The sequence below is a fragment of the Bacillus glycinifermentans genome (genome assembly GCF_001042475.2).
Classification (GTDB): domain Bacteria; phylum Bacillota; class Bacilli; order Bacillales; family Bacillaceae; genus Bacillus; species Bacillus glycinifermentans.
Genome location: NZ_LECW02000045.1, coordinates 280,394 through 300,208, shown reverse-complemented (window position 1 = coordinate 300,208; position 19,815 = coordinate 280,394). Strand labels below are relative to the sequence as shown.

At 48.4% G+C, this 19,815-nt stretch carries 19 protein-coding genes and 1 pseudogene; 9 read left to right on the top strand and 11 right to left on the bottom strand.

Annotated features, from left to right (window positions below; all coding sequences use genetic code 11):
* Window positions 1-5 precede the first annotated feature (5 nt).
* Window positions 6-1,274: an MFS transporter gene (locus AB447_RS20835; RefSeq protein WP_048356328.1), complete on the top strand. Its 1,269-nt coding sequence runs from the start codon at window positions 6-8 to the stop codon at window positions 1,272-1,274.
* A gap of 46 nt (window positions 1,275-1,320) precedes the next feature.
* On the opposite strand, the gene licH is transcribed toward AB447_RS20835, so the two are convergent.
* The 8 genes from licH to wecB form a co-directional block, all read right to left on the bottom strand.
* Window positions 1,321-2,649, bottom strand: a complete 1,329-nt coding sequence (gene licH / locus AB447_RS20830) for a 6-phospho-beta-glucosidase LicH (protein WP_048356327.1) — start codon at window positions 2,647-2,649, stop codon at window positions 1,321-1,323.
* On the bottom strand, window positions 2,649-2,978 hold the full coding sequence (locus AB447_RS20825) for a PTS lactose/cellobiose transporter subunit IIA (RefSeq protein ID WP_048356326.1): 330 nt from the start codon (window positions 2,976-2,978) through the stop codon (window positions 2,649-2,651). The genes licH and AB447_RS20825 overlap by 1 nt, the downstream gene beginning before the upstream one ends.
* Before the next feature lie 16 nt (window positions 2,979-2,994).
* Window positions 2,995-4,347 (bottom strand): PTS cellobiose transporter subunit IIC, encoded by a 1,353-nt coding sequence (celB, locus tag AB447_RS20820; protein WP_048406840.1) that lies wholly within the window; start codon window positions 4,345-4,347, stop codon window positions 2,995-2,997.
* Window positions 4,348-4,363: 16 nt separating this feature from the next.
* A complete protein-coding gene (licB, locus tag AB447_RS20815; protein WP_046129399.1) occupies window positions 4,364-4,669 on the bottom strand; it encodes a PTS lichenan transporter subunit IIB in 306 nt (101 codons plus the stop codon).
* Window positions 4,670-4,796: 127 nt separating this feature from the next.
* The gene (locus AB447_RS20810) at window positions 4,797-6,743 is read right to left on the bottom strand and encodes a BglG family transcription antiterminator (RefSeq protein WP_048356325.1); all 1,947 of its coding nucleotides are present in this window, start codon (window positions 6,741-6,743) and stop codon (window positions 4,797-4,799) included.
* 196 nt (window positions 6,744-6,939) lie between these two features.
* Window positions 6,940-7,035 carry a hypothetical protein gene (locus AB447_RS27410; RefSeq protein WP_326075560.1) on the bottom strand — a complete coding sequence of 32 codons (96 nt, stop codon included), beginning with the start codon at window positions 7,033-7,035 and terminating at the stop codon, window positions 6,940-6,942.
* Between the two features lie 70 nt (window positions 7,036-7,105).
* Window positions 7,106-7,696: a DNA-3-methyladenine glycosylase gene (locus tag AB447_RS20805; RefSeq protein WP_048356567.1), complete on the bottom strand. Its 591-nt coding sequence runs from the start codon at window positions 7,694-7,696 to the stop codon at window positions 7,106-7,108.
* 95 nt (window positions 7,697-7,791) lie between these two features.
* A complete protein-coding gene (gene wecB / locus AB447_RS20800; protein ID WP_048356568.1) occupies window positions 7,792-8,883 on the bottom strand; it encodes a non-hydrolyzing UDP-N-acetylglucosamine 2-epimerase in 1,092 nt (363 codons plus the stop codon).
* Window positions 8,884-9,123: 240 nt separating this feature from the next.
* Between wecB and AB447_RS20795 the strand changes: the two genes are divergently transcribed.
* From AB447_RS20795 to prpB, 6 genes are all read left to right on the top strand, one after another.
* Window positions 9,124-10,110: a polysaccharide biosynthesis protein gene (locus tag AB447_RS20795; protein ID WP_048356569.1), complete on the top strand. Its 987-nt coding sequence runs from the start codon at window positions 9,124-9,126 to the stop codon at window positions 10,108-10,110.
* On the top strand, window positions 10,107-10,955 hold the full coding sequence (locus AB447_RS20790) for a dTDP-4-dehydrorhamnose reductase family protein (RefSeq protein WP_048356570.1): 849 nt from the start codon (window positions 10,107-10,109) through the stop codon (window positions 10,953-10,955). The genes AB447_RS20795 and AB447_RS20790 overlap by 4 nt, the downstream gene beginning before the upstream one ends.
* A 136-nt stretch (window positions 10,956-11,091) precedes the next feature.
* Entirely contained in the window at window positions 11,092-11,772 is a 681-nt protein-coding gene (locus AB447_RS20785; protein ID WP_048356571.1) for a GntR family transcriptional regulator, read from the top strand.
* Between the two features lie 45 nt (window positions 11,773-11,817).
* Entirely contained in the window at window positions 11,818-12,933 is a 1,116-nt protein-coding gene (mmgD, locus tag AB447_RS20780) for a citrate synthase (RefSeq protein ID WP_048356572.1), read from the top strand.
* A gap of 39 nt (window positions 12,934-12,972) precedes the next feature.
* Entirely contained in the window at window positions 12,973-14,406 is a 1,434-nt protein-coding gene (locus tag AB447_RS20775) for a bifunctional 2-methylcitrate dehydratase/aconitate hydratase (RefSeq protein ID WP_096892191.1), read from the top strand.
* An 11-nt stretch (window positions 14,407-14,417) separates the two neighbouring features.
* A complete protein-coding gene (prpB, locus tag AB447_RS20770; protein ID WP_057957736.1) occupies window positions 14,418-15,335 on the top strand; it encodes a methylisocitrate lyase in 918 nt (305 codons plus the stop codon).
* 74 nt (window positions 15,336-15,409) lie between these two features.
* Here the strand turns inward: prpB and AB447_RS20765 are convergent, their stop codons facing one another.
* Window positions 15,410-17,125, bottom strand: coding sequence for an ABC transporter ATP-binding protein (locus AB447_RS20765; protein ID WP_048356027.1), 1,716 nt, complete (start codon window positions 17,123-17,125; stop codon window positions 15,410-15,412).
* A 106-nt stretch (window positions 17,126-17,231) separates the two neighbouring features.
* Complete coding sequence (locus AB447_RS20760) at window positions 17,232-17,891, bottom strand: rhamnogalacturonan acetylesterase (protein ID WP_048356026.1); 660 nt, start codon at window positions 17,889-17,891, stop codon at window positions 17,232-17,234.
* A 314-nt stretch (window positions 17,892-18,205) separates the two neighbouring features.
* On the opposite strand from AB447_RS20760, the gene bslB (AB447_RS20755) reads away from it, so the two are divergent.
* The gene (gene bslB / locus AB447_RS20755) at window positions 18,206-18,784 is read left to right on the top strand and encodes a biofilm surface layer hydrophobin BslB (protein ID WP_048356025.1); all 579 of its coding nucleotides are present in this window, start codon (window positions 18,206-18,208) and stop codon (window positions 18,782-18,784) included.
* A 196-nt stretch (window positions 18,785-18,980) separates the two neighbouring features.
* On the top strand, window positions 18,981-19,454 hold the full coding sequence (gene bslB / locus AB447_RS20750; RefSeq protein WP_048356024.1) for a biofilm surface layer hydrophobin BslB: 474 nt from the start codon (window positions 18,981-18,983) through the stop codon (window positions 19,452-19,454).
* A gap of 40 nt (window positions 19,455-19,494) precedes the next feature.
* Here the strand turns inward: bslB (AB447_RS20750) and AB447_RS20745 are convergent.
* Window positions 19,495-19,743: pseudogene (locus AB447_RS20745) on the bottom strand (MFS transporter); the annotation flags it as partial.
* Window positions 19,744-19,815 lie beyond the last annotated feature (72 nt).

Genomic DNA, 19,815 nt, shown 5'->3' with positions numbered 1-19,815 from the left:
TGAAGATGGAGAAAAAAAATGGAGAAATAAGCGTCTGGAAAAAAAAATTTACGTTTCTCTTTTTTTCCAGAATCATTAAAATTTCAGCCGACTGCTTCGCCTTCAACTCTATTTTATGGTTTTTGATCTTTGACGGGAAAGGCGCAATCGGCACCTCCCTTCTGCTCGCCGTCACCTTTTTGCCTGAGGCCTTTTTGGCACCGCTGGCAGGTCCATTGGTGAAAAGAAGCGCGCTGAAATTCTGGATGTATTTTTCTGACTTAACGAGAGCAGTCATCGTACTTGCTATTCCGTTATGCTACTATAACGGCTTTTCGCCGATGTGGTTTGTCCTCGGGCTGATGATTATCCATTCGGCGACCGGCGCGACATACAACCCGGCGTCCATTACATTGATTCCCCAGATCGTGAACGAACAGCTGATTCAACAAGCTAATGCGATCCTCCAGTCTTCCTCGGAAATTGTGAGGCTTGGCGCTGTTACATTATGCGGAGTGCTTCTTACGTTTATCGGTCCTGCGCCGACCTTGATCACATCGTTCACACTCTATATCATTTCAGGAATTTTTGTCCTCTGCATTAAGCATCAAATGGCTCATCAGCATGCTGAGTCAGACGCTGCCAAACCAAGAGGTACATATTTTGCAAGGCTGAAAAGGGGATTTACTCTTGTGAGGCATCATAAGGTGTTATTCCCGCTTGCGATTTATTGCATATTCATGAATCTCGCGGCCTCGCCATGGGAGGCGCTTTCAGCGATTTATGTAGCGGAAGATTTAAACGGCACGCCGTTCATCCATTCGCTGTTGAAGGCTACGACAGCCGGAGGAGCGTTTTTATTGGGATTCATCCTCGCCAAAGTGAAGATCAACAGGTACGGGCTGCTCTTTATTACAGCCGGGATATTAGAAGGAACGGCCTATTTCATTACGGGGCTGAATACGTTTTTGCCGCTCGTCTTTCTCGCCGCCTTTGCTTTTGGAGCGGCAATCAGCTCGATCAATGTACCTGAGTTTACGATCATTCAAACGTCTGTGGAAGGCGATGACCAGCCGCAGGTATACGCGATTATTCATACGATCACAAACCTTTCGCTTCCTCTCGGTGCGATCGCCTGCGGGTATGCCGCACAAGTTCTCAGCGCAGGCAAGGTGATCGCAATCGGCGGTTTCATCGAAATCCTTTCCGGAATTGGAATATTGCTGTTTACCCGGCTTGCCAAAGCGAGCCGCTTAGATCTTCAAAAAGAAAAAGAAGCAAGCGCCAATATGTAAAAGCTGAAAAAGGTTCCGGCGAAATCTCCGGAACCTTGGAATCCATCTATGCTTCGACTGATTTAAAAAACTGCGGAAGGTGCTCTTTGTGCGCTTCAAGCATTTCGTCCAGTATTTGCTTGGCGATTTTATCAGACGGAACGAGCGGGTTGATCGTCATGGCGACAAGAGCCGTGTTGTAGTCTCCGGTCACGGCGGCTTCAGCCGCGACGCGTTCAAACGATTTGATCTGCTGGACAAGGCCCCTGACTTTGACCGGCAAGTCTCCGACCGCGATCGGTTTTGGACCGTTTTTCGTCATGACGCAGTTCACTTCCACCGCAGAATCGTCAGGAATGCTTGCGATCGCACCATTGTTCATCGTATTGACAGGCTGAATGTCGTGCTTGTCATTATAAATCGAGCTGATCAGGTTGCAGGCCGCATCGCTGTAATATGCGCCTCCCCGCTTTTCAAGCTGCGGCGGCTTTATCGCTAAATTTGGGTCTTTATATAATTCGAACAGTTCTTTTTCCACTTTCTGAACGACTTCTGCGCGGGTTCCCTCCGTTTTTGAAGCCTCTATTTCATGCTCAAGCATTTCCTTCGTTTTATAATAGTAGCGGTGATATCCGCACGGAATCAGGTCAAGGCCGTGGATGAAGTCAGGCTCCCACGATTCGCCGGAAATGTTTTTCATCGTCATCGCATTTGCCGGATCGGCCATCGCCTCGATCACTTTGTCTTTGACGCTGACGCCGTCTAGGAAGACATCGAGTCCATATACCATGTGATTCAAACCGGCAAATTGGATTTCCACGCGGCTTTCATCAACATCAAGCGCTTTTGCCACTCCCATTTTCATGCCGATCGGCACATTGCACAGACCGACGACTTTCGTCAGATTTGAGTAGCGAAGCAGCGCTTCCGTCACCATGCCTGCCGGATTTGTAAAGTTGACAAGCCACGCGTCAGGACAAAGCTCTTCGATGTCCTTTGCGATACCGAGGATGACCGGAATGGTGCGGAGTCCTTTAAACAAGCCGCCGGGACCGTTTGTTTCCTGGCCGATAACACCGTATTTTAACGGAATCCTTTCATCCTTCGCCCTTGCCTCAAGCTGACCGACGCGAAATTGGGTGGTGACGAAATCTGCGTCTTTCAAGGCCTCTCTGCGGTCAAGCGTCAGATGGACATCAATCGGGACACCCGCCTTTTCAACCATTCGCTTTGCCAGCGTGCCGACGATGTTGAGTTTTTCTTCCCCTTCCGGAATATCGACAAGCCATAGTTCGCTTACCGGCAGCTCATCATATCTTTTGATCAATCCTTCAACCAACTCGGGCGTATAGCTTGATCCTCCGCCAATCGTTACGATTTTCAAGCCTTTTTCCATTAATTTACACCTCCGCGGATATTCATATTTTCGTATAAATCAACAATTTCCGACGCCAAATCTTTCATTGTCATCGCGTTCATTAAGTGGTCTTGCGCATGAATCATCAACAGCGTGGGCTCTGTTTTTGCCCCTTTGGCTTCGTTTTGGATAAGGGCCGTTTGAAAGTGATGAGCCTTGATCAATTCCTCATCGGCTGCCTGGATCTTTTTTTTCGCTTCGGCAAAATCGCCTTTCTTCGCAGCAGCAATCGCCTCCATGCAAAAGCTCCTGCCGTTTCCCCCGTGCAGAATGATTTGAAAAATCGTCTGCTCCAACTCCTCGGTCATGACTGCACCCCCTTTTTTATACGCCGATCTGCTGATTTTCATTTGCAGGCGGCACAGTTTCGAGCTCGCTTTCTTCTTTCAGCTTTTGCTTATCCCACATTCTAAAGAACGGGTAGTACACGGCAAACGAAATAAACAGATTGATGAGCTGCATGACCGCTCCCGAAATCTTACCGCCGGTTGCCAAATAACCCGAGAAGAGCGGCGGCATCGTCCACGGCACTGCAATTCCCGCGGGTTTTGCGACGAGCCCCGTGCTCATTCCGATATAGGTTGCGACCATCATCAAGATCGGTGATACGATAAACGGAAGCAAAAGCATCGGGTTCATGACGATCGGCATTCCGAAAATAACCGGTTCATTGATGTTAAAAATGGCCGGCCCGATTGCAAGTTTCCCGAGCTGCTTCATTTGCTTGCTTCGCGCCCTGAGAACCATCGTGACGACGAGCGCCAGGGTCGCTCCGCTTCCGCCGATATTAATCCAGATTTCGAAAAACTGGATGGTAAAAATGTTCGGCAGAACTTCGCCGGCTTGAAAAGCAAGGCGGTTTTCATCCATCGCCCCATACCAGATCGGCGACATGACCCCGCCGACAATGTTCGCCCCGTGCAAACCGCAGGACCACAGCAGCTGTTGGACGGTTTCGGCAACAAGGCTTCCGCCGAGGCTGCCTCCGAGTATGGAGAGCGGCGTGCCCAACAGTACGTTGATAACGTTGTGCAGGCTTTCAAAAGGAGTGATTTCGATCAAAAGGCGGGCAAGCCAGATCAGACCGATGACGGCAAATCCCGGAATCAGGGCGATAAATGACTTGCTTACGGCCGGCGGAACGCCGTCAGGCATTTTGACGACGATGTCTTTCTGAACGATCCAACGGTATATTTCGGTGGAAAACATCGCAATCAGCATGCCGACAAACAGGCCTTTGCTTCCCATTAAGGAAATCGGAATCCCGCCTGTTACGAGTATTTCCTGAGTGGAGCCTTCCGGTGTAAACGGAATCTGATAAGGCGTTGCCAGGAGAAAGGCAGCTACCGCGATCGCTCCTGATGACAGCGCATCGATGCCGTATTTTTCGGCAAGGCGGTAAGCGATTCCAAAGGTTGCGATAAGCGCCATAATGTCAAAACTGACACCTACCGGGTAGCTTAGTTTCTCGGCCCACTTGTCGCCGAAAATGCCCGCCATGAATTCGGCATAGCCGGGAATCGGCAAGTTCGCCAAAATGAGAAACAGCGAACCGATAATAATCAGCGGCATGGTCAGAATGATGCCGTCCCTCAGCGCCTGCAAATGGCGCTGTGCCGCTATCCGGCCGGCGATCGGCATGACCTTCTCTTCTAAGAACAGGTTAAATTTATTCACATCCCCCGTCCTCCTTCTAAGCCCCGGCAAGCCGTTCAGCGGATTTCAGCACTTCTGCTCCATTGCAGGTTCCGTAATGGACCGTATTGATGACGTCAACTGGTACGCCTTTTGATTCTCCCAGCTTTTTTAATTGCGGAAGCATATAGCGGACTTGCGGACCGAGAAGCAATACATCGGCTTTATCGATATGATTCTGGACTTCTCCCCCGGAGACGGCCCAAATGTTATAGTTTTTCCCTTGTTCCTCTGCGCTCTTTTCCATTTTCGTAACGAGCAGACTAGTTGACATGCCTGCTGCACAAGCCAATAAGATGTTCATGTTTAGATGTCCCCCTTTTCCGGTTTAGTTCTTATCTGTTTTACGGTTTTATCATACTATGAAACCGCTTTCATATTAACGCAATGATTTTCCTCTGCCCTCCGGAAAAAAGACAGGGGGACAAGTATTATTCGGAAAATGGCTGGATCCGGCTGTTCTTTCTGAAAACGGACATAAACGCCTCATACGTTTTGCATTTCAGCAGCTCCCTGACGATTGACCGATCGTCTAAAACGTTGCCCAATAACTTGTACATGCTCTGGAGATTGGACGTATTGCCTTTTTCAACACAAAGAAGACAGATGAATTGAACTCTTTTATCCTGCCATTCTATCGGCTTTTGCAGCGTGCATACCGCCCAGAACGTAGCATCCGTTTGCGGGGTCATCGGATGGGGAATAGCGACAAGATTCCCAAAGCATGTCGGCGCAACGGACTCCCTTTCGAAAACCGATGCTTCAAGCTCTTCTTCGGCAAGGCCGAGCGCTGTTACCTGATCGCAAAGAAAGCGCAAGACGTCCTCTTTTGATTGAAAATCTTCCTGCAGAAAGACAAGCTCCCTCCGTGTATACTTCCCGGCCAGCTCTGCATCCGGGGCGAGAATGTGCTCGATTCTTGCTAAATCCTCCCCGCCGAGAATCGCATTTACTTTCACGACGGGTACCGGGAGCACTTTTGGAAGCGGAATGGTGCTGATCACAAAATCGAGGGCATGAAGCGGGATTTGATTCAGCTTATAATAGTCGACCGTTCCAATAATCTCAAGCTTTGAGCCGAATTTCGACCGCAGTCTGTCCTGAAGAAGCATGGCGCTTCCCGCTCCTGAGGCGCATACGATCATACAGCGCTTTGACGGGGTATTCATTTTCCTTCTTTCCATGGCAGCGCCGATATGCAAAGCGAGGTAGCCGACTTCGCTTTCCTGAATGTCGAACCCCGTTTCCTTTTTGATCGCTTCGCCGGCTTGGATTCCTGCTTCAAAAGCAAGCGGATAGTTGGCTTTGATGGCGTCGAGCATCGGATTTCTAATGTTCATTCCGTAGCGGCAGCGATTTAAAGCCGGCTTTAAGTGAAGACTGAGGCCGATTTTCAATTCTTTGTCGTTTTTAATGCCGAGTTTGAATTTTTGATCGATCTCCTCCAGCATCAATTCCGTCAGCCTGTCGGTTTCCGCATCGATAAGGCCTTCCATTTTATCCTTGCTGAGCTTCGCCATCGCCGTTCTTTTCGCTCCCATCAGATGAATGGAAATATAGGCCATTTCTGCTTCCGGGAACGTCACCTTCAGCTTTTCTTCCAGCGTCCGGACAATCTTCCGGGAGACGTCATATTCTTTATGATTCATAATTTCCTTGACGTCCTGTGAAAAAAGCGAGACGTGTTTTCCGCTGCGGATTCGTTTGCAGGCGATGGCAATGTGAATCAATAAGTTGTTCAGGCCGATATCGGACAGGGAAATCTGGCCTTCGTTGATCCTTTCCAAAATCGTCTGGCGGATCATCTCCAGCTCTTTTTTCGGCAGAATGGAAATCCGGGTGTTCAGGATGTCAATTTCCGTTTCCCTTTTCGGAAAAATATGTTCTGCCATGCAATAGCGCAGCTTTATTTCATCCCCTTTTAGCCTGAATCCGTAATTCGGTTTGATCTCCAATTCTATAGCGTACGATTTCAGCCTTTTTCGAACGTCTCTCATATCGTTTTGAACCGTCGACTTGCTGATAAACATTTCGTCGGCCAAATCTTCAAGCTTGAGATACTCATCTGTCAGCAGCAGTCTTTTTAATAGATAGAGAATGCGTTCATTCGGAAAAACGGGATGCGAAAATTCTTCTTGAAACGTATTTTGCAGAAACTGCCGAAAGAGGTGGTCATTTTGGATGGACAGCCGGTAACCGGCGCCTCTGATGGATGTGATGGAAGCTCCGTTTTTAGAGAGAAGACGGTCTAGTTCTTTTATATCTGATCTGATCGTTCTGGAGGTGACATTCAACCCGTTTGCCAAATATGCGCTGGTCAAGGGTGAGTCCGCTGTCATCAATTCGCTGAGAATATTGCTGAGCCGAGCATTGAGCATAGAAAAGCCCTCCCTCACATATGTATCGCTTAAACCTTAGAACAAACAGGCAGATTCCTTTTCCTGCTGTTTACACTATATTCATTCTTTTTGTGAAATTTCTCTCATATTTAAGTAAACTCTATTATGATTTCGTTTTCAAGTCCATTTGGGCAATAGGCGGTAACAACGAAAAAACAGCCGGAGCGGCCGGCTGTCACGTCTTTTTGGCTTTTCGGTCTTTCATGATTTTCCGTGCGATCGGATAAATAACAGGTGTCCATTTTACCGCGCGTTTCAACAGTTTTTTCATGGCAGGCATGACTCCCTTCCCGTTTTTATCATGATTACCCGGATAACTGTTGAGCCAAACCTGCCGTTTTTTATCTTGAGACGTACCGGTTTCCTTTCACCCAGAACCGCCAAGGGTATTCCCGCGCTTCCCCCGAATTCTCAATACCGATCCTCGGCCCGCATGAGATGTCGTCCGGGATATATCCTTTGGCGATATAAAGAGGCGGCTCCGTCAGCAATCTCCCGTAATCATCCATTGTGATGGAGAGCGCCTTCGTCAATTTTCCCGGTCCGTTCGTCCAATCGCGGGGCTTTTTTCCGCTTCTCCTTTTCTCCATCAGCAGCACGCCTTCATGCGGTTCAACCGCCCTGACGAGGACGGCTTCGGGCTCGTCGATACCCGCGCTGACCACATTGAACAGCGTATGGGTATGCATCGTATACGTGTAGGCCCGGCCCGCTTCCCGATACATCACTTCCGTCCGTTTTGTCCGGCGGTTTCCATAGCTGTGGGCCGCCCTGTCCCCCGGTCCTTTATAAGCCTCGGTTTCTACAATATATCCTGAAGCGATCCCTTCCTCCGTTTCTTTGATCAGCAGACACCCTAAAAGCGACCGCGCCAGCTCAAGCGTCGGCATGCGGTAAAATTCCGGAGGAAGGAGCTCGTAAGCTTGGTTCATGTCAAGAAGCCTCCTTTGCAGCATCTATTGATTGTGATAAATTTTAACATTTTTCAACAGACGTTTGCCAGAGATAGAAGGCTTCAAGATGTCGGTCAAACATGTCTCAGGCCGCCTAATATAAAATGGACGATTTTGTCTGATACAAGCGGATCATCATAACCTTCCGGCAGCTCCCAATCCGTTTTGGCCTGCATCATCAGCTCCGCCGCATCGACGATCCGCTCCGTTTCAAGCCCTGACACGACATTGCTTCCGCACATGACCGTTTCGGGCCGTTCGGTGCTGTTCCTGATCGTAACCGAAGGCACTTTGAGTATGCAGCTTTCTTCCTGAACGGTTCCGCTGTCCGTGATGACGCATTTTGCATGCTGCTGAAGGTTAACGAAATCAAAAAAACCAAACGGTTCGCAAAATTTCAGCAAGCCTTCATCGTTTTGAATGCCGAATTTTTGCAAACGGTCCCTTGTTCTTGGATGAACGCTGCAAATAACCGGTATTTTGTGTGTCCCGGCAAGCGATGTCAGCGCATCAACAATATTTTGCAGCCGCTTTTTATGATCTACATTTTCCGCCCGGTGCGCCGTTACCAATATGAAAGATTTGCTCTGTACATTCAAGGCATCGAGCGGATTTCGTTTTGCTATGTCATCCCGGTAATGGTTCATCACTTCATAAATCGGATTTCCCGATACCCATATCCTTTGCGGATGCATGCCTTCCCTTTCCAGATTTTCTTTGGCAACTCTTGTATAGGGGAGGTTGAAAGATGCGATCGAATCGATCACCCTGCGGTTGATTTCTTCCGGAACAGAGTTATCGAAGCAGCGGTTGCCGGCCTCCATATGATAGACCGGAATACCGTACCTTTCGCCCAGAAAAGCGCAAAGCGCGCTGTTTGTATCACCGAGCACGAGCAGTTTATCAGGCTCAAGCTTCAATATCAGCTTTTCGACCTCGGTGAAGATTTCGCCGATTTGCGCGCCTGTTGAATGCCGAGACGGTTTAATATGATAATCCGGCAGCCTCACCTTTAATTGATCAAAAAAAATTTCACTCAAGCTCGCGTCATAGTTTTGACCAGTATGGACCAATATGTGCTGATCGGCAAATTGATCAAGCTTGCCGATGATCAGGCTTAAGCGGATGATCTCCGGCCTGGTTCCGAGAATCGTCATGATTTTCATCATCTTGCTCCTTTTTGGCTGTTGAACACTTTTTATGATTTATCAATCTAGCGTTGAAAAAATCTATATATATATATTCATTTCGAAAAAAATGGTGTGCCATAAATCGCTAACCTCTCAAAATGGCTTATTTTTTTCTCGCATGAGGCGGTTCTATCACACAAAATTTCCTGCAAAACATATACATTTATAAGCTAGTTTTGACAGTCTATCAAACGATCTGTTTTTAGGAGGAGAAGTATGTTTAAAAACGCCCGAATACTGATTACAGGAGGTACCGGTTCCTGGGGAACGGAACTTACCAAAAAACTATTATTATATAAACCAAAGGAGATCAGGATTTTTTCGAGGAACGAATTTACGCAAATCGGCATGCAGCGAGAATTCAATCACCACCCTTCTTTAACGTTCATCATCGGTGATGTAAGAGACTATCTTTCTTTGGAGTCTGCCTGCCAGGATATCGATTATATCTTTCATCTGGCAGCATTGAAGCATGTCCCGATATGCGAGGAACAGCCTGATGAAGCGTTAAAGACTAACGTCGTCGGAACGCAGAATGTCATACGCGCAGCGCTCGCCCATCGAGTCAAGAAAGTGATTGACGTGTCAACCGATAAAGCGGCTGATCCGGTCAACTTCTACGGAATGACCAAAGCGCTGGGCGAAAGGCTGATGATCCGTGCCAACGATTACAGAGGCCATACCGATTTCGTCTGCATCAGAGGCGGAAACGTGCTGGGGACAAACGGAAGCGTCGTGCCGCTCTTTAAGCGCTTCATACAGAAGGGAGAGGATCTCACGCTGACATCGAAAGAGATGACAAGATTCTTCCTCACGGTCGGCGAAGCGATAGACTTGCTGCTCAAGGCTTCAGAGGAAGCGCTGGGCGGAGAAATCTTCGTGATGAAAATGAAGGCCTGCAATATATTGGATCTTGCAGAAGTTCTGATCGAACAGATGGGAAGTTCTGTCGGAATTAAAGAAATCGGAATCCGGCCTGGAGAAAAGCTCCACGAGGTGCTCGTTTCCGATCATGAGGTTCCGTATACTTACCTTTTCGATTCCGAACACTATGTCATTCTGCCTTCCCATCCCTCAGAAAAGCTGGCCCGTCACTATCGGACATATCCAAAAGCGACCTTTGAGAAGTACCAATCCAACGACCTTTTAATGACAAAACCCGAGATTGCAGAACTGCTAAGGGAAGGGGGATTCATTAAGTGAAACTGTTGATTTTGGGCGGGAACGGCATGGCCGGCCACGTCCTGAAGGAATTTTTTGCGTCCAAAACGCAATACGACGTATTCTGGACACAGCGCCATTCCTTGCCTGATGATCCACACTGCTTTTTTTTGGACGTCACGAACACAGATGAATTAAAAAAGCTGCTTGAAAAAGTGAACCCCGACGTCGTCATCAATGCGACCGGGATATTAAATGACGCCGCACGCCAGCATCTGCTCGACGCAATCCATGTCAACAGCATTCTGCCTCACCTGTTATCCGACATGAGCGGCAACTATCATTATTACCTGATTCATATCAGCACCGATTGCGTTTTTTCAGGCTCGAAAGGAAAATATACCGAAACAGATCCAAAAGATGGAGGTTCCGTCTATGCGCAAACGAAAAGCCTTGGTGAAGTTACAGATGACAAAAACCTCACGATCAGAACGTCCATTATCGGACCTGAACTGAAAGACGGCATCGGTTTGTTTCATTGGTTCATGAATCAAAAACAAACGATCAAAGGTTTTAGAAACGTTTTCTGGAACGGATTGACGACGCTTGAACTTGCAAAGGCGATTGAGGAGCTGCTTGAGCATCGGTTAACCGGTCTCATTCATCTGACCGGAAACCGCTTCATCTCAAAATATGAATTGCTTCTCTCCATCAATCAGACGTTTGAGAGAGGTGTGGCGATCATTCCCGATGATGACGCGCGCTCTGATAAAAGCCTGGTCATGACGAGGGAGGATGTGCCGTATCAGCCTGTCAGCTATGAGCAAATGCTTGAAGAATTAAAACGATGGATCGATGATCGGCCCCACCTCTATCAATATGCGTAAGAAAAAAGCAAACACCCGCCCCTTTAAGAAACAGGGAATGGTGTTTGTTTTTTTATGGAAAATGATGCATTGACACATCCGGATAATTGTATACAATTATATTTATATTCAGAAAAAGGAGGGGTGACATTTTTTCATGCGCTCTTCAAATCCAGTCAAAAGACAGTCTGCAAGTGATTACGCCTACAATGAGATCAGAAAAAAAATCATCGAACTCGAATATTCACCTTCTGAACAGCTAGTAGAAGACAATCTTGCAAAGGACTTGGAAATCAGCCGAACTCCGCTGCGCCAGGCTCTTTACAGGCTGGAGCTTGAAGGATTGGTCAATAAACAGCCAAACGGCCGGCTCCGCGTCTGTCCGATTTCACCGGAAGAAGCGAAAGAGGTTTTTAAGGTCCGTGAAGCGCTGGAAGGACTGCTGACCGCCGAGGCCGCACGGCTTGCCACGACAGAGCATCTTCACCAGCTTGAAGACCGGCTCGAATTAATGAAGATGGCTGCCGCCAAGGACCGCCATACGGATACGGTCAAATACGGATCTGAATTTCATTCTATCTTGCAATCCATCAGTTTTAATCTAACAGCGAAGCGATTTCTCGAACAATTGGAAAGCAGGATCGAACGGTACCGGAGAATCAGCGGATACAAAAATCCTCATTACAAACCATCGGTATCCTTCAATGAACATTTGGCAATCTATCATGCCGTCAAGGAACGAAACGAACGTCAGGCAGAAGCAGCCATGCGCTCCCATATCAGACGAAGCCTACATTCCATTGAAGAAACGCTCCAAAGCTATACACTCAACCGCTAAACAGCCGATGCCTCGTTTTTAAAAAAACGAAAATGAGGTGGAAAAATGGGCAAACACGATGTTTTTAAACCGGGATTAGAGGGTGTTATCGCCGGTGAAACGGGAATTTCCTACCTGGACACCGCAGCTGAAGAAATCGTCATCAGAGGCTATGATTTAATCAGGCTTGCCGAACAAAAAACGTATCTGGATATCCTGTATCTCCTCATCCAAAACAAGCTTCCGGATGCGATGGAGCTAAAAGGAATTGAAAGCGCTTTAAAGAATGCTTACGATCTTCCCAACGGGATTTACACCATTCTGTCAACACTTCCTCAAGATACTCACCCAATGGATGCGCTCAGAACCGGGATTTCGGCTTTGTCGGGGTATGACCCTGAACTGAATGACCGGTCGAAAGCGGCCAATGCGGCAAAAGCGCTTCGCTTGATCGCACAGGTGCCGAACATTGCCGCAAACAGCTACCGCATACTACATCAGCAGAAGGCGATTATGCCGAATAAACAGATGTCATACAGCCAGAACTTTTTATACATGCTCACGGGTAAAGAGCCGAGCGAACAGGAAACGGACGTCTTTGATCAGACGCTTGTGCTGTACAGCGAGCACGAAATGCCGAATTCCACGTTTGCCGCCAGAGTCATTGCGTCGACCAATTCGGATATATACGGCGCCTTTACAGGAGCAGCCGCGTCTTTAAAAGGAAACCTGCACGGCGGCGCCAACGAAGCGGTCATGCACATGCTTCTCGAAGGTGAAACAAAATCCGGCTTTATCAAACTGATCCAGCAAAAGTTAGCCAATAAAGAAAAGATTATGGGATTTGGCCACCGTGTCTATATGAGAAAGATGGATCCGAGGGCCGCATTGTTGAAAAAAGCCCTGTTTTCACTCTCTCACAAAACAGGGAGACAGGACTTATACGATATGTGTGATGCCGGTGAAACGCTGATGCGCGAAGAAAAAGGGCTATATCCGAATCTAGATTATTACGCCGCCCCGGTCTATTACCTGCTCGGGATTCCGATCGATCTGTACACCCCGATTTTCTTCGCGGCGCGCTCGGCCGGCTTAAGCGCGCACGTCATTGAGCAGCATGACGAAAACAGACTGTTTCGTCCGCGGGTGCGCTACACAGGGCCGCGCGGTCTTCAGCCATAAACAACATTTACCCGGAAGGAAGGGATGCTTTAGATGGTTATGCAAAGTACAATGACTCAATCTTGTGACCGATTGCTTGAAGACATTGCAGATTACGCGGTACATGCGACAATCACGAATGAAGAGGCGATCGAGACGGCCCGTTACGTCCTAATGGATACGCTCGGCTGCGGTATCTTGGCCCTCAAATTTCCCGAATGCACAAAGCACCTCGGGCCGATCGTCCCCGGAACGGTTGTCCCGAACGGCGTCCGCGTGCCGGGCACCCAATTTGAACTCGATCCAGTCCAAGGCGCATTTAACATCGGCTGTATGATTCGCTGGCTTGATTATAATGACACATGGCTTGCCGCTGAATGGGGCCATCCGTCTGACAACCTGGGAGCGATTTTAGCATGCGCCGACTTCTTGAGCAGACAGCGGCTCGCCGCGGGAAAAGAACCGCTCACAATGAGCGATGTGCTTACGGCGATTGTAAAAGCTCATGAAATTCAGGGAATCCTCGCACTCAACAACAGCCTGAACAGAAACGGGCTTGACCATGTCTTATTCGTCAAAGTCGCTTCAGCGGCTGTGGCATGCTCTCTATTGGGCGGAACGAAGCAGGATGTGATCAATGCCGTTTCACAGGCATGGGTTGACAACTCGAGCCTCAGGACATACCGCCATGCGCCGAATACCGGCTCGCGGAAATCTTGGGCTGCAGGCGATGCGACAAGCAGGGGCGTGCGGCTTGCCCTTATGACCTTAAAAGGCGAAATGGGCTATCAAACGGCTCTGTCCGCGCCGACGTGGGGATTCCAGGACGTGCTGTTTGGAGGAAAAGAATTGACGCTTGCAAGGCCGCTCGATTCTTATGTCATCGAAAACGTCCTCTTTAAAATTTCGTATCCGGCCGAATTCCACGCCCAAACGGCGGCTGAAGCGGCGATTCAGCTTCACGGCCAAGTGAAGGACAGACTGGATGACATTGACCGTATCGTGATCACGACCCACGAATCCGCCATCAGAATCATCGACAAAACCGGAAAGCTGCACAACCCGGCAGACCGCGACCACTGCTTGCAGTATATTACAGCAATCGGGCTGATTTACGGGGAGATTACCGCTGAACATTATGAAGACGAAATCGCGCAAAATCCGGACATCGACCGCCTCCGTGCGAAAATGAAAACGGTAGAAAGCAAACAGTATTCCGCCGATTATCTCGATCCGGAAAAACGAAGCATCGCAAACGCTGTCCAAGTATTTTATAAAGACGGCACACATTCGGAGAATATCGCCATCGAGTATCCGATCGGCCATCGCCGCAGACGGAATGAAGGCATCCCACTGCTAAAAGAAAAATTCATCAACAATCTGAAAACGCGTTTTCCTGCAAGGCAAGCGGAGAACATCAATACTCTCTTACACGATTCGCAACAATTAAAGAACACAACCGTCCCGGACTTTATGGAACTGTTTGTAATCTAGGGGGAATTCATATGTGGATTGTTACCAAACAATCAAGCCAGACCGAGCTGGCCGACGCTTTCAGAAGGCTTATCAAATCACCGGATATTCTTAAAATCCCCGGCGTCCATGACGGAATGGCAGCCATCACCGCCAAAAACGTCGGCTTCAAAGCGCTCTACCTGTCAGGCGCCGCTTATACGGCAAGCCGGGGCATGCCCGATCTCGGCATGATCCATTCGGAAGAAATGGCGGAAAAAGCCCGCGAGCTTGTCAGAGCCGCCAACCTGCCCGTCTTAGTCGACATAGACACAGGCTACGGCGGGGTGCTGAACGCCGCGCGAACAGCGGCCGAAATGGTGGAGAACAGAGTCGCGGCCGTTCAAATCGAAGATCAGCAGCTTCCCAAAAAATGCGGGCACTTAAACGGAAAAACGCTGATCCCAATAGAAGACATGATCGCGAAAATTAAAGCAATCAAAGAAACCGCCCCTTCCCTTGTGGTCGTGGCTCGTACTGATGCAAAAGCGGTGGAAGGGACAGAAGCTGCCATCAGGCGGGCCATTCTGTACAAAGAAGCGGGGGCTGACGCGATTTTTCCGGAGGCGCTGACAAGCGAAGCCGAATTCACAGAAATCGCATCTGCCGTCAATGCCCCTTTGCTCGCCAATATGACCGAATTCGGAAAAACGCCTTATTTTACGGCCGAGGAATTTCAATCTTTCGGATTCAGCATGGTGATTTATCCGGTCACTTCCCTGCGCGCCGCGGCAAAAGCGTATGAACGCACATTTACGGAAATTTACGAAAAGGGCACGCAAAAAGGCGTGCTGAACGATCTGCAGACGCGTGAAGAACTTTACGATGCCATTCATTACTATGATTACGAAAAGCTCGACGAGGCGATCGCAAAAACCGTACTGCCCGAGATCGGGAAAGAAAACCGCTGATATTCCGGCCCGGTTTAAGCTAACCGCAGCAACGCAAAAGAGGCAAGCCCGCATCCGGGCTTGCCCTTTTCATATTACGACTGATACTGAACGCGATGAAGACTGGCGAATATTCCTCCCTTTTCAACCAATTCATCGTGTGATCCTTCTTCTGCAATACCGTTTTCCGTCACCACGACAATCCGGTCGGCATTCTTAATGGTGGCAAGCCTGTGGGCGATGATGAGCGTTGTCCTGTCTTTGGACAGCTCTGTCAACGCATTTTGAATGATTCGTTCCGTTTCCGTGTCAAGGGCGGATGTCGCTTCATCCAAAATGAGGATAGGCGGGTTTTTCAAAAACATTCTCGCGATCGCGATCCGCTGCTTTTGGCCGCCTGACAGCTTCAGGCCCCTTTCGCCGACCTCGGTTTCGTAACCGTCCGGAAGCGACTCGATCAGCTCCTCCAAATGGGCCATTTTGGCTGCACGCCTGATATCTTCATCAGTTGCATCCAATTTCCCGTATGCAATGTTTTCGCGCAGCGTCCCCGTAAACAGGAAGACGTCCTGCTGAACGATGCCGATTTGTGAACGCAGGGACCGCTTCGTCATCTTGCGAATGTCAATGCCGTCAATCGTAATTGAACCGCCGGCAACGTCGTAAAAGCGCGGAATCAGCGAGCTGATCGTCGTTTTTCCGGCGCCCGACGGCCCTACAAACGCTACCGTCTCACCCGCGTTTATCGTTAAATCGATCCCGTTTAAGACCGGTTTATGCTCTTCATATCCAAACGTGACGTTTCGGAAGACGATGTTTCCTTCTAAAGCCGGAACATCAATGGCATCTTTCCGGTCGACAATCAGCGGTTTTGTATCAATCAGCTCCGTAAACCGTTTGAAACCGGCCATTCCTTTTGGATAGAGCTCCAAAATCGCGCTGATTTTATCAATCGGCTTAAACAGGACATTCACGTACAGAACAAAGCCGACAAATTCGCCGTACGTCATGCCTCCGGAAAAACTGAGCCACGCCCCGAACACGAGAACGGAAAGAATCATGAAACGCGTCATTAAAAATGTCCCGGCAGTCGTCATGGCCATCGTTTTATAGCCTTTCAGTTTTGCCTTGCGGAACTGTTGGTTGTTTTTCCGAAAACGCGAAATTTCATAACGTTCATTTGTGAACGATTGGACGACTCGCACGCCTGAGACGCTGTCTTCAACCCTTGCGTTCACATCGGCAATTTCCCCGTACATTTCACGCCAGGCCTTGTTCATTCTAACATTCGAATATGTGATCAGGACGATCAGGAGCGGCACGAACAAAATGGCGACAAGCGCCAGTTTCACATTAATCGTCAGCATGATCCAGAACGCGCCCAAAAAGGTCATGACCGCGATAAACAGATCCTCCGGCCCGTGGTGGGCGAGCTCTCCGATATCAAAAAGGTCATTGGTGATGCGGCTGATAATATGCCCCGTCTTCGTATTGTCAAAATACTTGAACGATTGGCGCTGCACATGCTGAAACAGCTCCTGGCGCATGTCGGTCTCGATGTTGATTCCGAGTTTATGGCCGAGGTAATTGACGATATATTGAAGCCCGGTGCTGATCAGATAGATGAATAATAGTCCGATGCTGACCCAGACGATTTCGGCCCAGTCGCCCCCTGGAATTAATGTATCGATGAACCACTGAACAACAAGCGGAAACGCGAGCTCTAAAACGGCGACGATGATCGCGCTTGTAAAATCAATGATAAACAGCCGTTTATGAGGTTTATAGTATGAAAAAAAGCGGCGAATCATGAGAGTGCACTCCTTTTAAAAAATCTCTATGAAATAGATCGTATCATAGATTAGATGATGAAGTGCTAAAATTCCGAAAAATAATTGAAAAACATTCTCAAATAGCTCATAACACAAGCCCGGCTTCTTTCGCTCCCTCTGCCACGAGCCCTGCGACTACCCCTGCGCCGTATTCGCAAAAATGGGTATCGTCTTCCGCTCCGTCCGGGTAGTTTGGATGCTCCCCTGGCTTCAGCCATAAAAACAGCTTTTTTGACGATTCGGGCCCCAAAGTCTGAAGCAGGCGGGCGCTTTTTGATGTGAGATCAATGAGCGGAACACGAAATTCTGCCGCAAGCTGTCTCATGGCATCCGGATAATCGCCGTGGGTGTCGCGGACCCTGCCTTCCGAATCGAACGATCGTCGCTGAACGGGCGTAATCAGCACCGGATTGGCCTGTTTCATCCTGGCACATTCAACGTATTTGCGCAAATAAGCCTGATAGGAACCATACGGCTCGGTATAGCGCTCATCAGGCTTTTGATCGTTATGGCCGAACTGGACAAACAAGTAGTCGCCGTTTTGCATATGCTCCATGATCCGGTCGAGTCTTCCTTCCTCGATAAAGCTCTTTGAGCTTCTCCCTGACGCCGCCTCATTGTGCACGAGGACGCCCTGGTTTAAAAGCGCCCCTATTCTCTGTCCCCAGCCTGCTCTCGGCGCAGCCGAAGCATCATAATGCGACACCGTCGAATCACCGGCCAGAAACAATTGAATGTTTTCCATCCTCCATCCCCCTCAGGAAGTTTTTTTAATAGATTAATCTGAAAATCGAAAAATAACAATAACTAATCCACAATTATCCATTTTGTTCGTTATACGACTCTTTTCTATGTGTAAAATACAGAAAACTAGCAACAATCATTGAATATTTTAAATTTTTTCAAGAAATTTACGTAAAAATATTTACTTGTTTGGTAAATGGTGATAGATTAATTAAACAAGAAAAGGAATTTAGTTGATCGCGATCGTATTGCCGCCTTTTCTTGCTGCTTTCCGGACGTCCTCTAACCACATTGCCATTTAGGAGGAACATGTTGATGCTTAAACGAAAAATCATCAGTAAAATCAGTATTGGTCTATTAACTTCTGCAGCACTGTTTTCATTTATCCTTCCTACCAATGAAGCAAATGCACAGGAAGTGAACACGAGTCATTTCAGAGGTCCGATCTTTTGTCCGCCACCATTTAAGCCTAAGCCGCAGCCGCCTCAAAATCCGAAACCTGATAATCCGCTGCCGGATAACCCGACTCAGAAACCGGTGCTTGAGGTCAAAGCCGTTAACAGCAATAAAGAATGGACAACCTCTGATATCGAAATTACTTACAAACCGAATACATTCGTCGGTACAAGCTATGTTGAATTCAACTTCCCGTACCGTTTTCATGCAAGCACAAGAGATACGCTAAATGGTAAAACCCTTGACTACACGCAAATTTTAAACGACGGACAGACAGTCAGAGTACCCGTCTATGCATTGAGTTCGTCCGAATTCAAACTGGTGATGGTTCGGAAAACGCTTCCAAATGCAGGCACACACAGAATTACAGCCGAACTGCAGCAGAACGGAAAGAACATCAATCATGCGGAAGCTACGCTTGAGATCGTTCCTCGTTAAATGTATACCGGCCGGCTCATGTCAGGGGCCGGCTGCCTGAATTATACCGTTTCTGATACATAATGATAGATGTAAACTTTTTTAGAACTTTTTCCAAAAAATATTTACCTGTATGGTAAATAATGATAGATTAAGTGGGCAGGAAAACAAATCTAGTCGATTTCTGCCAAATTGCCCGTTTAGGAGGGACTAATCGATGCTTAAACGAAAGTTTATTGGAAAAATGAGTGTTGGCCTGTTAGCATCTGCAGCATTGTTTTCGTTTATCCTTCCGTCCCAGGAAGCAAATGCCGCTTTTTACAGGAGCGAACCGGCTCTTCATGTCGAAACCACCCAAAGCAATAAAGAATGGACGACTTCCGATATTGAAGTCACCTACAAACCGAATATGTTCGTCGGCGCAAGCTTCGTCGAATTTAACTTCCCGTACCGCTTCCATGCGGACACAAGGGATTCGCTAAACGGCAGAACATTAAACTATACCCAGATTCTGAATGACGGACAAACCGTCAGAGTTCCCGTGTATGCATTCAGCTCCTCCCAGTTTAAGCTGGTGATGGTCCGAAAAACGCTTCCGAATGCCGGCACACACAGAATCACCGCCGAATTGCAAAAATGGGGAAGAAACTACGGCCATGCGGAAACGATGGTGGAAATCGCTCCGCGCTAAAAATGTTTAAAAACTCCGGGGGTTCACGCTCCGGAGTTTTTTACGCCTGCGCCGCGCGTCCGGCCAGCGCTTTAAAGCAGATCACGGCACTGATACAATGACGACAGCCATCGGCATCGCCGTATGGCTTCCGGCGATGCCAACGAGCGGCGCCTAAAATAAACGGCAGCAGCCCCAAAAGCGCCGATGCGCTTCCGGCTGACTTCCCTTGGCTTTGCATGGCCAAAGAGCCGCCAGACGTCGACACGATCCCGATGCAGGAGACGACGGTAAAGAGCGGGATCAAAACAAACATGGGCCTGATTGTTTGCTATATTCATTGGATCACCCTTTCAATCATTTATGTTCCCGCCGGATCAGC